General features: G+C 59.0%; 10 protein-coding genes. 3 read left to right on the top strand and 7 right to left on the bottom strand.

The annotated features are described in order from the left end of the window. Nucleotides 1-202: 202 nt before the first annotated feature. The 3 genes from MWU60_RS15955 to MWU60_RS15965 are packed head-to-tail and all read right to left on the bottom strand — an operon-like array spanning nucleotide 203 to nucleotide 4313. Nucleotides 203-1867 carry an FAD-binding dehydrogenase gene (locus MWU60_RS15955; RefSeq protein ID WP_247228373.1) on the bottom strand — a complete coding sequence of 555 codons (1665 nt, stop codon included), beginning with the start codon at nucleotides 1865-1867 and terminating at the stop codon, nucleotides 203-205. Nucleotides 1868-1906: 39 nt separating this feature from the next. Beyond that, the gene (locus MWU60_RS15960; protein ID WP_247228374.1) at nucleotides 1907-2680 is read right to left on the bottom strand and encodes a crotonase/enoyl-CoA hydratase family protein; all 774 of its coding nucleotides are present in this window, start codon (nucleotides 2678-2680) and stop codon (nucleotides 1907-1909) included. Beyond that, nucleotides 2670-4313 carry an AMP-binding protein gene (locus tag MWU60_RS15965; RefSeq protein ID WP_247228375.1) on the bottom strand — a complete coding sequence of 548 codons (1644 nt, stop codon included), beginning with the start codon at nucleotides 4311-4313 and terminating at the stop codon, nucleotides 2670-2672. The genes MWU60_RS15960 and MWU60_RS15965 overlap by 11 nt, the downstream gene beginning before the upstream one ends. A gap of 154 nt (nucleotides 4314-4467) precedes the next feature. Here MWU60_RS15965 and MWU60_RS15970 point away from each other — a divergent pair, with 154 nt between their 5' ends. Beyond that, nucleotides 4468-5130, top strand: coding sequence for a response regulator transcription factor (locus MWU60_RS15970; RefSeq protein ID WP_247228376.1), 663 nt, complete (start codon nucleotides 4468-4470; stop codon nucleotides 5128-5130). Next, a complete protein-coding gene (locus MWU60_RS15975; RefSeq protein WP_247228377.1) occupies nucleotides 5127-6479 on the top strand; it encodes an ATP-binding protein in 1353 nt (450 codons plus the stop codon). Before MWU60_RS15970 ends, MWU60_RS15975 begins: the two co-directional genes overlap by 4 nt. Here the strand turns inward: MWU60_RS15975 and MWU60_RS15980 are convergent. Together MWU60_RS15980 and MWU60_RS15985 are read right to left on the bottom strand one after the other, a co-directional pair. Further along, nucleotides 6476-7465 carry a TIGR01620 family protein gene (locus MWU60_RS15980; protein WP_247228378.1) on the bottom strand — a complete coding sequence of 330 codons (990 nt, stop codon included), beginning with the start codon at nucleotides 7463-7465 and terminating at the stop codon, nucleotides 6476-6478. The two genes, MWU60_RS15975 and MWU60_RS15980, sit on opposite strands and share 4 nt — an antisense overlap. Then, nucleotides 7462-8874, bottom strand: coding sequence for a YcjX family protein (locus MWU60_RS15985; protein ID WP_247228379.1), 1413 nt, complete (start codon nucleotides 8872-8874; stop codon nucleotides 7462-7464). The genes MWU60_RS15980 and MWU60_RS15985 overlap by 4 nt, the downstream gene beginning before the upstream one ends. A gap of 94 nt (nucleotides 8875-8968) precedes the next feature. Between MWU60_RS15985 and truA the strand changes: the two genes are divergently transcribed. Then, entirely contained in the window at nucleotides 8969-9736 is a 768-nt protein-coding gene (gene truA / locus MWU60_RS15990) for a tRNA pseudouridine(38-40) synthase TruA (RefSeq protein ID WP_247228380.1), read from the top strand. 13 nt (nucleotides 9737-9749) lie between these two features. Here the strand turns inward: truA and MWU60_RS15995 are convergent. Together MWU60_RS15995 and MWU60_RS16000 are read right to left on the bottom strand one after the other, a co-directional pair. Then, nucleotides 9750-10504 (bottom strand): IS5 family transposase gene (locus MWU60_RS15995; RefSeq protein WP_247228381.1). Its coding sequence is split into 2 segments (ribosomal slippage): nucleotides 9750-10171 and nucleotides 10171-10504, totalling 756 coding nucleotides; the frame shifts between segments, so codons are not numbered across the junction. 132 nt (nucleotides 10505-10636) lie between these two features. Next, nucleotides 10637-11965: a UDP-glucose/GDP-mannose dehydrogenase family protein gene (locus tag MWU60_RS16000; protein ID WP_247228382.1), complete on the bottom strand. Its 1329-nt coding sequence runs from the start codon at nucleotides 11963-11965 to the stop codon at nucleotides 10637-10639. Nucleotides 11966-11977 lie beyond the last annotated feature (12 nt).

Consider the following 11977-nt stretch of genomic DNA (forward strand, 5'->3'; position numbering starts at 1 on the left):
CTGCGGATCGCGCAAAGATCGAGACTTGTTGGCAGAATGCCGGAATATCCGGTGATCTATACAAGTTTTTGACGCCTGCTCAGGCGGAAGGCTTGAAAGCTGGTGGGCTTGTCTCGGAAGCTCAGGCGGCGTCGTTCAATCAGTGCATTAAATCGTAAACATCGCACATCATTGGTGTGTCACGCGATTGGCAAGCCTAGGTCTAACCCGCTGCCCGCCCAGCGCGCCGCCCGGAGTGGATGCACCCACCAAGGAACGTCCCTTCCAGCGCGTTGTTGCCGTGATAGCCACCACCGCCGAACCCTGCCGCTTCGCCTGCTGCAAAAAGCCCGTCGATCGTTTGGCCGCCCGGCGCAAAGACCTTTGCGTCCAGATCGGTGTGGATACCGCCCAGCGTTTTGCGTGTGACCACATGCAGCTTGACCGCGATTAGCGGGCCTTTGCTGGGGTCAAGGATTTTGTGCGGTTTCGCGGTGCGGATCAGTTTGTCGCCCAGGTAGTTCCGCGCTGTGTGGATCGCCGATATCTGCACGTCCTTGGTGAACGGGTTGTCGATTTGCGCATCCCGCGCTTCGATTTGCGCGCGCAGTTTGCCCGCGTCGATCAGGTTACCGCCAAGTTGGTTCATGCCTGTGACGAGCGTGTCGAAGTCGTTGGCGACGACAAAGTCCTCACCCTTTTCCTTGAACGCCTCAACTGCTGGCGTTGCACCCTTGCCCAACCGGGCTTGCAGAACGTCCTTCCAGCCCCCCTCTGTCAGGTCGAAGTTTTGCTCTGACCCTGACAAAGCGAATTCCTTTTCGATAATCTTTTGGGTCAGCACAAACCACGTATGATCATGCCCTCGCCTGCAAATCTCATGCAGGGTCGACATGGTATCAAACCCCGGCATGCAGGGGGCAGGCAGCCTGTCGCCTGTTGCATCGAACCACATGGAGGACGGACCGGGCAGGATGCGGATCCCGTGGTGCGGCCAGATCGGATCCCAGTTTTGCACGCCTTCGGTGTAATGCCACATACGGTCGGTGTTGATCAGCTCCGCCCCGGCGTCTTTGACGATATCCAGCAGCAGACCATCGACGTGTTCGGGCACGCCCGACACCATCTTGTCCGGCAATGGCCCTGATTTGGAAGCATCCCAGTTGCGACGCACCAGATCGAAATTGCCGCCGATCCCGCCCGAGGTGACGATGACCTGGGTCGCGCGGATATCGAAACTGTCGATGACGTCTCGGTTTGTCGCGGCCCCGCGCGCGGCGTTATCCGGGGCGAGGATGTCGCCGGTGATGCCAGCGATCTTGCCGTTCGTGATGTCGAACCCCGTGACGCGGTGGCGAAAGCCGAAGGTGACTTTGCCTTGATTTTCGGCCTCAAGCACGCGCTGTTCAAAGGGACGCAGCACACCGGGTCCGGTGCCCCAAGTGATGTGAAATCGCGGCACGGAATTGCCGTGTCCATTGGCGAAGCTGCCGCCGCGCTCGGCCCAGCCGACCACCGGAAACCAGCGCATCCCCAACTTATAAAGCCAAGGCCGCATTTCGCCTGCTGCAAAGTCCAGATAAGCCTGCGCCCATTGCCGCGGCCAGTGGTCTTCGGGGCGGTCAAACTGGGCCGAACCCATCCAGTCGTTTGTCGCCAGTGCCACACTATCTTTCACCCGCATCCGGCGCTGTTCGGGGCTGTCGATCATGAGCAAGCCACCCAACGACCAGAACGCCTGACCGCCAAGGTTCTGACGCCCTTCCTGATCAAGGATCGTGACGGTTTTGCCGCGCGCGATCAGCTCATTAGCAGCGACAAGCCCGGCCAGACCGGCCCCGATGATTACGACATCACTTTGCATATGAACGCCCTCCGTTGCGTTCATCTTCGCGGTGCGGGTCAGGTTGTCAAATGGGCCGTGGCGTTACTTGCCTTGCCAGACAGGTTTACGCTTTTCGATAAAGGCGCGCGCGCCTTCGGCGGCGTCTGCGGTTTGCCCGATTTCGGCGATGATACGATCATTCTCGGACCAATGAGCGGCATCGTTTTCTGCATGGGCGCGAGTGGCGATAGCCAGCGTATGACGCACGGCAAGTGGTGCGTTGGAGGCAATATCAGCGGCAATAGAGGTGGCTGTTTGCAAAGCCTCTCCGTCATTTGTCACCCGATTGATCACGCCCCAATCTGCGGCGTCTTGTGCGCTAAAGGGTTTGCCAGTGAGCAGAATTTCATTGGCGCGCACACGCGGGATTGAGACCGGCAGGCGCACCGCACCACCGGCCCCGGGGATCAGGCCGATACGCACCTCGGGCAAGGCGAATTGCGCTGAGGTTCCGGCCACGACCATGTCGCAGGCCAGCATCATCTCGAACCCGCCAGCAAGGGCGGCACCTTCAACGGCGGCGACCACGGGTTTGGTGCGTGGGCGTTTGACGAAGCCGCCAAAGCCGTATTTGCCGAACAGGATCGTATCGCCAGCGCCACCCGCGAAAGCCTTCAGATCCATCCCTGCACAAAACAGGGTGCCAGCCCCGGTGAGGATTGCAACACGTACGTCCGGGTCTGTTTCGACCTGATCAAAGGCCGCGCGGATGGCGTCACAGACTTCAGGGTTGATCGCGTTACGTTGATCGGGACGGTTCAGTGTGACCGTCGCGACGCCGTTTGCAGCGTGGTAGAGGACAACTTCATTGTTCATCTTCAGCTTCCTTTTCGGCGCGCGCCCGCAGGTCGGCGCGGATAATCTTGCCAGTTGTGGTCATCGGCATATCGTCGATGAAACGGACGACACGGGGGAATTCGTAAGCGGCGAGTTTGGATTTGACGTGAGCCGCAATGTCGGACGCCAGATCGTCCGAGCCCTCAAAACCTGCCGCAAGCTGGATGTAGGCGGCCACGACAGACCCACGGATTGGATCAGGTTTGCCAACTACGCCCGCCAATTTCACGGCGGGATGGGCCAGCAGGCAATCCTCGATCTCAGCCGGGCCAATGCGGTAGCCGCCGGAACTGATGATGTCGTCATCGCGTCCGATGAACTGAATGCGGCCTGTAGGCGTTTTGCAGCCTTTGTCGCCGGTTAGCAGCCATCTTTCACCTGCGATTTCGATGAATTTCGCGGCGGTGGCATCAGGGTTGTTACAGTATTCCAGAAACATCACCGGGTCGGGTGCGCGGACGGCGATGCTACCTTCCTCGCCGGTATCGCAAAGCGTGGCGCTATCTTCGTCAATGATATCAACGATATGGCCCGGGACGGCGAACCCCATGATCCCCGGTTCCGCCGGTTCCAGTGCTGCACAGGACGACACGATCATGTTGCATTCGGTCTGGCCGTAGAATTCGTTGATCGTTGTTCCGAATACCTGCTGGCCCCATGCGATCAGTTCTTTGCCCAAGGTCTCGCCTCCGCTGGCGACCGAGCGCATGGGCACGGGCTGATCTGGTGTGTCGAGGCGCATGAGTTTAAGTGCCGTAGGCGGCAGGAAAGCGTTTTGGATGCCGTGATCGCGGATCAGATCGAATGCGGCCTTTGCGGTGAATTTCCGAAAGCGGCAGGCGACCACCGGCACACCGTGGTGCAGCGCGGGCATCAACACGTCAAGCAAGCCACCAATCCATGCCCAATCTGCGGGCGTCCAGATTTTGTCGCCCGGTTGCGGAAAGAAATCATGGCTCATTTCGACGCCGGGCAAATGGCCCAGTAAGACGCGATGGGCGTGCAGCGCACCTTTGGGCGCGCCGGTTGTGCCAGAGGTGTAGATCAGGATCGCGGGGTCGTCGGCCTTTGTGTCGACGGGTGTGAACGCGGTTGATTGTGCTGCGCAAGCCGCATGGAGATCCTCGACACTCTCAGCAGCACCGTCGATGGAAAGCACCCGTTTCAGCGCTGGTAGCTTGTGCCTAAGGTTACTGAGAACACGGGCCCCATCACGGTTTGTAATCACAGTGCTTGCTCCCGAATCCTGTAAGCGGTGCAAGAGTGCATCAGGGCCGAAAAGCGTGAACAGCGGCAGTGAAATACACCCGATTTTGGTGATCGCGATATGAGACACCGCTGTTTCCAAGGTCTGTGGCAGCAGTACAGCAATCCGGTCACCGCGAATGGACGTTTTCTTTAGTACATTGGCCAGTTGGTTCGACAAATCGCATAATTGGCCGAAACTGGTCTGGGTGACGCTGCCGTCCTCACCGACATCAATGATCGCGGGTTTGTCGGGGGCCTGACCTGCATGCCGGTCGCAGATATCGACGCCGATGTTGTATTGCTCAGGGATATCCCATGCAAAGCGGGCTGATGTTTCGGAGATGGTCGGGAATTTAGTCAGCATTTCACCTTAAGGGTCAACGATGATTACATTTCTGTCAATCTGTTCTCGCAGCGAAAACAATGCATCCAAACTGTTCACGAAAAACAGGCGCAAGAGGTGCTCCTTGTCTTAGTCTCGCCAAATTTCTGCCACCTGACAGCAGTAGCCCAAACGCATGCGTATTTTGCTTGCAGAAGACGAGCCTGTGCTCGCCGGCCAAATCAGGGACACGTTGAAGTCCGAAGGGCTGACCGTTGATATTGCCTCGGACGGGGCGGAGGCCCAGTATCTTGGTGAAACAGAGCCCTATGATCTGATCATACTTGATATTGGCATGCCGATACGGGACGGTCTGACGGTTCTTAGAAACCTGCGGACAGGTGGAAATGATGTGCCGATCTTGATGCTGACAGCGCGCAATGACTGGACTGACCGTGTTGACGGGCTTGATGCGGGTGCGGATGACTATGTCACCAAACCGTTCCACATGGCTGAACTGTCGGCCCGTGTGCGCGCGATGATCCGGCGCAAGGCAGGTAAGTCGAACCCGGTGTTCACCAAGGATGAGGTCAGCTTTGACAGCCGCACCAATCAGGTCATGGTCAACGGCGTTCCGGCAAGCCTGACCGCGCAGGAAATCGCGGTGCTGTCTTATCTGTTCCACAACGCGGGCCGTCTGGTGTCCCGCACGGAACTGTCCGAGCATATTTATCAGTATGAAGGCGATCGCGATTCCAACACGATTGCGGTGTTCGTGAACCGGTTGCGCAAGAAGCTGGGCAATGACCTGATCGAAACGGTACGTGGTCGTGGTTATGTGATCAAAGCGGCTGCATGACGTCGCTGCGCGCCCGGGCGGTGTCGGGCGGCATCCTGTGGGCGGTCGTGATTATTGTGCTCGGCCTGGCGGGTATCTCATCGTATATGACGGCACAGACGCAGGCGCGTTTTACTGATCTTGTGCAAGCCCGCCACAGTCAGGCGGTGGTTGCCGTCTCAAACAACGGCGCCAGCGCGGTCAATCTGGTGCGCGCCATTGGCGATCCGGTCTATCAACGTCCGTTTTCAGGCCAGTATTGGCAGGTGGAGGGCAGCGAAGGCCAGCTTTACAGATCACCCTCGCTGGTGGATGCATCTTTGCCGCGCCCCAATACCACTCAGGGGGGGCGCGTTGCCCGCGAGTATCGTGGTCCGAATGGCGACCCGGTTTTCGGCATTGCCGAATGGCTGACACTACCCGACGGGTCGTTGTGGCATATTCAGGTGGCCTCATCCTTGCGTAGTCTTGAAGCTGACACCCAAGAGCTGCGCCAGACCCTTTTGACCGCCTTTGCGATTATCGCCTTTGTCGGGGTTTTGGGTGCGCTGGCGCAGGTTGCCGTTGTCCTGCAACCGCTCAATACCCTGCGAAAAGAAGTCTCGACCCGCTGGGAACACGAGAACGGCCTGAGCGTCGACAGCTACCCGATTGAGGTGGCCCCGCTGGTCACAGACATCAACAGTTTGATGGATCGCAACCGCGAAATCATGAGCAGATCGCGCCGGCAAGCCGCCGACCTTGCCCATGCGATCAAGACCCCGTCGGCCATTATGCGCAACGAGTTGGATACACTGCGGTCCAAGGGTGTCGCGGTGCAGGATTCCATTGATGCGCTGGATCGGCTTGATGCGCAGTTGAAACGATCCTTTGCCCGGATGCGTGCAGACGGAACCGATGGGGCGGTTGGCGTGGTCACTGAGTTGGACACAGCCCTTGGCCGGATGAAACGTGCGTTTGAAGCGTTGTCGCGTAACAGCGACAAAACCTTTTCAGCCACGTTTGACGAAGGCTTGCGTGTCCGCATGGACCAAAGTGATTTTGAAGAGGTCATGGGCAACCTGCTGGATAACGCGCTGAAATGGGCTGCGTCGCAGGTGCGCCTGAGCGCATCGCAAGCGGATCAAGGCACGGTAATGATCACAATCAGCGATGACGGTCCGGGTATCCCGAAAGAGGAAAGATCACGCGCCATGGATAGCGGTCAGCGCCTTGATACATCCAAGCCCGGAACGGGGCTGGGGTTGGCGATCGCCTCTGATCTGGTGCATGCCTATGGCGGCAAAATCATTCTGTCGCAGGATGAGGACCTTGGCGGATTGGCGGTGCAACTGAGTTTACCCGCGGCCGCTGCGCAACGCCCTGACTAACTGCGTCCGAAAAGACCGCTCATCGCCCGGCCGACCAGACCGCTGACGGATGGTTTCTTTGATGCATGAAACGGGAGCGGGCGGCAGACCTCAATCGCGGCAACGCCGACGCGCGCGGTGAGCGCCCCGTTGATCACACCTTCGCCGAAGCGGCGGGATACTTTGGACAGGACCCCGCCACCGGCGACTGATCCGATCAGATCATCACCCACGGCCACAGCACCGGTCGCAACCAGATGCGTAAGGACAGAACGTGTCAGCCGCCAACTGCCCAAGGTGCCGGATCGCCCGCCATAAATCTCGGCGATCCGCCGGATCATCCGCAGGTTTGCGGTCAGGGCAGTGAACAGATCAGCCAGGGCAAGTGGGACAATCGCCGTCACGGTGGCGACTTGCCGTGCTGCGGCTTCCACTTCGCGCTGGGCGCGCGCGTCGAGCGGGGTCAGCAATGTGGTTTCAGCAAGGCCCAACAGCCCATCGGCGTCCAGCACCTCGCTTTGCCGCGACTTAAGCTCTGCCCGCCCCCACGCCGTATCCTCGCGATTGCCATAAAGCGCTTCGAGGTCGCCGATGACACGGCGTGCCTGTTTAAGGTCATGCGAGACAAGCGCATCTTTTGCCTGATGCTGGATACTGTCGAGCTTGCGCAAACGTCCAAAGGCCGCCAGTTCGCGCAATCCGATGATCAGCAGCACCAATATCAGTAACCCGATCAGCGCCGTCGCGATGCCGCCCAAGATCGGTGAGCGCGCCAAAAGCCCCGTGACATAATCCCACGCTGCAAGTGAAACCACGAAACCAACCAGTGCCACCGCGACGGACCAGAACCAACGCGCGAGCCTTGACGGCCTGCGCGCGGCCAGCGCTGCGACCTGTTGCATCGCAACGCCCTGCGGTGCGTCGATGTCATCTTGCACAGCGGGGGCGCTGTCGGGCCGGGCCGCTTCGGTGCCTTCAAGGTCAATCAGAACCGGTCCGCGGGTCATAGCCGATCTCCCAACAGAAATTGCGCGGCTTTATCCAGCCGGATGTGTGGTGGGCCGTCGCCGGGGCGGCGGTCAAGCGGGGCGGGGGCAAAGCTCATCACGCTATAGTCGGCATCGAGCCACTTGTCAGAGCCTTCGCGGGCCGGTGCCAGCAAATGCGCGGGATCAGAAGGCAGTTTGCCGGGATAGAAGGCGGCTTGCTTGTTGCTTTCCAGCAGACGTCCGCGCACGACATCAAGCGGTCCATCGGCGTGGTCGACGGTTTCCTCTACGGTGGTGCGCAGGGCCGCAATGGACATTGCCCCGGTTTGCGCCCCCGCAAAATCGGCCCGATCCTTGGCTTCGCGCACCAAGGCTTCGGTGATCGAGGTCAGTTGCGGATGTTGGCTGTGGTGCAGATGGTCTGCCTTGGTTGCAGCAAAGAGAATTTTCTCAACCCGGCGTCCTTGGAAAATGCGGGTCAGGAAATCGTTACGGCCCGGACGGAAAGCCCCAAGGATGCGCGCCATTGCGTTGCGCAGATCATCTAATGCGGCAGGACCTGCATGGATCGCGCCCAGCACATCGACAAGCACGATCTGACGGTCGATCTTGGCGAAATGGTCTTGGAAGAATGGCCGCACGATGTTGCGTTTATAACTTTCAAAGCGCCGCTCAAACTCGCGTCCCAGCGATCCGCGTGGATAGCGTGCTGAGGGAAGCGGGGCAAAGGTCAGCACAGGTGATCCGGCAAGGTCGCCGGGCAGCAAGAAGCGACCCGGCGAGCAGTCAGAAAATCCGGCTTCACGTGCCTCGCGCAGGTGTGCGGTGAACCGTTCGGCGAGCACCAGTGCTTCGGGTTCGTCCAGTCGCACGGTCGGGTCAACACCCGCCACAAGTGCAGCGTAGTCGTCACCGCCGGGACGGCCTCTTGCGCGATCCAGTGCCGCCTCTGACCATTCTGCATAGGATTGGTCCAAAAGCCCAAGGTCCAACAGCCACTCACCGGGGTAGTCCACAATGTCGATATGCACCGTGCGTGGGCCAGAGATGCCGGACAGTAGGCCGCTGGGTTGTACGCGCAGGGACAGGCGCAGCTCGCTGATTTGGCGCGTACCATCAGGCCAGCTGGGTTCCGGCGCGGTGAGTTGTGACAGATAGGCCTCATAATTAAAGCGCGGCACGGTGTCGTCTGGCTGCGGCTGCAGATAGGCTGTGCGGATTGCACCACTGGCGGCAGCCTCCAGTTGCGGCATCCGCCCCCGGTCCATCAGATTGGCAACCAGCGATGTGATGAACACCGTTTTGCCAGCGCGCGACAGGCCCGTCACGCCAAGACGGATCACGGGATCGGCGAAAGGTGCGGTGAGTGTGTCGCTAACACCTTCGACGGTACGTGCGATTTGATCGGCGATGGCGGAGATGACCAAAATGGGCCCTTTCAATGCTTTATAGCAAGATAGGGGTCCGCCACGGCGATGTGTAGGGATTGATTTTGCCTGATGCTCCCCCTAATCGGGGCGGATGCCACGTTACGCCCTTCTTGTTGAATATCACGGCGACCCCTTTGCAGGGTGGCAGCGGCAGAGCGATCAGCCGTCTGCGCAAGGCGCGATTGAGGCGGCCTTGGCCAAGCTGGAACCGCGCGAACACACGATTGCTGCCGCTGGGCGCACCGATGCGGGTGTTCATGCAACGGGCCAAGTGGCGCATTGCGATATGGAACGGGAATGGGACCCGTTTCGCCTGTCCGAGGCGTTGAATTTCCATCTCAAGCCCGCGCCAGTGGCGATCTTGAACTGCGCTTTGGTGGCCGATGATTGGCACGCACGGTTTGATGCGGTGGAACGAAGGTATCTGTTTCGCCTGATGTCGCGCCGCGCGCCTCTGACATCAGAGGCCGGGCAGATGTGGCGGGTGAACCATCCGCTGGATGCGGATGCGATGCAGGCAGGGGCGGATCAGTTGATCGGGAACCATGACTTCACGACGTTCCGGTCTTCGATTTGTCAGGCGAAAAGCCCGGTGAAGACATTGGATGAGCTGCGGGTCGAAGTGGTTCCGCGCACCCATGGCACGGAGTATCGGTTTCATGTCCGGGCGCGGTCGTTTCTGCACAATCAGGTGCGCAGCTTTGTCGGCACCTTGGAACGCGTTGGCGCGGGGGCTTGGACGCCGGATGAGGTTGGGGCTGCTTTAGCGGCAAAGGACCGTAGTGCTTGCGGTCCGGTTTGCCCGCCGCACGGACTATATCTGGCGGGGGTGAAATACCCCAAAGATCCGTTTGCCTAGGTTGTGTTGACATTCAGGTACACCATTTGAGGGCACAGACAAGATTTGTGAAGCCTAAATAGTTGCGTGCCAGTTTGTCATACCGTGTGGCTATGCGTCGGAAGTGCTTGATCTTGCTGAAGAACCGCTCGACTGCGTTGCGGTCCTTGTACAGGACAGCATCGAATTTGCGCCATGAAGCGGTCGTTGAACGGCGCGGCACGACCGGGATTGCACCTGCCGCACAGATGGCCTCCATCGCGCGGGCACCGTCATAGCCCTTAGCCGCCAAGACAAATGCTGCGTTCAAACCATCCAAAAGTGGCTCGATTTGGGTGATGTCATTGCGTTGCCCACCTGTCAGGATCAGGCGGACAGGGTTGCCGTGCGCGTCAGTTGCGAGGTGTATTTTGCTGCTGATCCCACCACGTGAGCGTCCTAACGCTTGAGCTTCAGCCCCCCTTTTTGCGCGCCCGCGCTGTGCTGGTGCGCACGCACGATGGTGCTGTCCACAAGGACGTACTCAAAGTCTGGATCATCCGCCATCGCATTGAAAAGGCAATCAAACACGCCGGCTCGGCACCAGCGATTGAAGCGAACATAGACTGAATTCCACTTCCCGAAGTGGTCCGCTAGGGCCCGCCAGTGCGCTCCAGTTCTCGCAAGCCAAAGAATGGCTTCCATGAGTTTTCTGTTATCTTGGCCGCTGCGTCCCGGGTCCGTCCGTTTGCCCGGTAAATGCGGTGCCAACTTCGCCCAAACTCTGCCGCTCAATTCCTGTCTGCTCAATCATGCTGGCCTCCTACCCAGTACCCAGCTTGAATCACAAACAACCGCTTCTGGGAGTCCTGAATGTCAACACAACCCAGGGTCAGATTGCAGGTTCACATCCTGCCGGGGTCGTCATTTTCCAACATTATCCTAGCTATCAAACAGCAGTGCTGATTTGCGACCCATGCCGGTGTAGGCCTCAAAACCGGCATCCAGCGCGTAGTCGCAGGAATACATGTTACGCAGGTCTGCCATACGCGCCGACGCCATGCGGCCCGCCATATCGCGCAGGTCCAACGCGCGGAATTCGTTCCATTCCGTCAGCAGAACGACTGCATCCGCGCCATCCACTGCCTCATAGGCATCTTCGAACCAAGTGACGTTGGGCAGCAAGGCATCCGCCTCGCGGAACGCTTGCGGGTCCACAACCCGCACGTTTGCCCCCATGCCAACCAGCGCTGGCACCACAGTCAGTGCGGGTGCATCGCGCATATCATCGGTGTCGGGTTTGAACGTCAGGCCCAGCACGGCAATGGTCTTGTCGCGCAGTTTTTCGTCGCAAAGATCGACAATCTTGTCGATCATCAGGCGTTTGACCTCTTCATTCACCTTGATGACCGTCTCGACGATCTGCAAGGGAACCGCATTGTCCTGACCGATACGTGCCAGTGCTTTGGTGTCCTTGGGGAAGCATGACCCACCATAACCCGGACCGGCCTGCAAGAACTTTGGCCCAATGCGGCTGTCGAAACCCATCCCGTTGGCGACGTCTTTGACATCGGCCCCGGTGCGTTCGCAGAGCATGGCTATTTCGTTGATGAATGTGACCTTTGTCGCCAGAAACGCGTTGGCTGCGTATTTGATCATTTCGGCCGTTTCAAGGTCAGTGGTCAGTACAGGATAGCCGCGGAGCGACAGCGGGCGATAAACCTCTTGCATCACCTCATCACCGCGGTCGGACTGGACGCCGACTACGACGCGGTCTGGATGCATGAAATCGTCAATCGCTGCCCCTTCGCGCAAAAACTCTGGGTTGGACACAACATCACAGTCCAGATCAGGCCGCGTTTCTTTGAGAAGGTCCGCGACCTTCTGGTTCGTTCCAACGGGTACGGTTGATTTGATCACAATGACCGTGGGGCGTGTCAGCGCCTCTGCCACCTCTTTGACCGCGCCAAACACGAAACTCAGATCGGCATGCCCGTCACCACGGCGGCTGGGTGTGCCGACAGCGATAAAGACGGCATCGGCATCCTGCGTGGCACTTTTGAGGTCGTCAGTGAAAGACAGGCGGTTGGCGGCAATGTTGCGCGCCATCAACGTATCCAACCCCGGTTCAAAAATAGGCGTTTCGCCGGCGCGCAACTTTGTCAGCTTCTCTTGGTTTTTGTCGACGCAAATGACTTCATGGCCAAAGTCAGAAAAACACACACCAGAGACCAGACCGACATATCCGGTCCCAATCATTGCAATCTTCATTTGCGTCTCACT

Source organism: Yoonia sp. F2084L (assembly GCF_023015625.1).
Classification (GTDB): Bacteria; Pseudomonadota; Alphaproteobacteria; order Rhodobacterales; family Rhodobacteraceae; genus Yoonia.

Excerpts from the sequence above, each read along its gene's own strand:
- MWU60_RS15955 (WP_247228373.1), bottom strand. The coding sequence starts at position 1,867 with ATGAACGCAACGGAGGGCGTTCATATGCAAAGTGATGTCGTAATCATC.
- MWU60_RS15960 (WP_247228374.1), bottom strand. The coding sequence starts at position 2,680 with ATGAACAATGAAGTTGTCCTCTACCACGCTGCAAACGGCGTCGCGACG.
- MWU60_RS15965 (WP_247228375.1), bottom strand. The coding sequence starts at position 4,313 with ATGCTGACTAAATTCCCGACCATCTCCGAAACATCAGCCCGCTTTGCA.
- MWU60_RS15970 (WP_247228376.1), top strand. The coding sequence starts at position 4,468 with ATGCGTATTTTGCTTGCAGAAGACGAGCCTGTGCTCGCCGGCCAAATC.
- MWU60_RS15975 (WP_247228377.1), top strand. The coding sequence starts at position 5,127 with ATGACGTCGCTGCGCGCCCGGGCGGTGTCGGGCGGCATCCTGTGGGCG.
- MWU60_RS15980 (WP_247228378.1), bottom strand. The coding sequence starts at position 7,465 with ATGACCCGCGGACCGGTTCTGATTGACCTTGAAGGCACCGAAGCGGCC.
- truA (WP_247228380.1), top strand. The coding sequence starts at position 8,969 with ATGCCACGTTACGCCCTTCTTGTTGAATATCACGGCGACCCCTTTGCA.
- MWU60_RS16000 (WP_247228382.1), bottom strand. The coding sequence starts at position 11,965 with ATGAAGATTGCAATGATTGGGACCGGATATGTCGGTCTGGTCTCTGGT.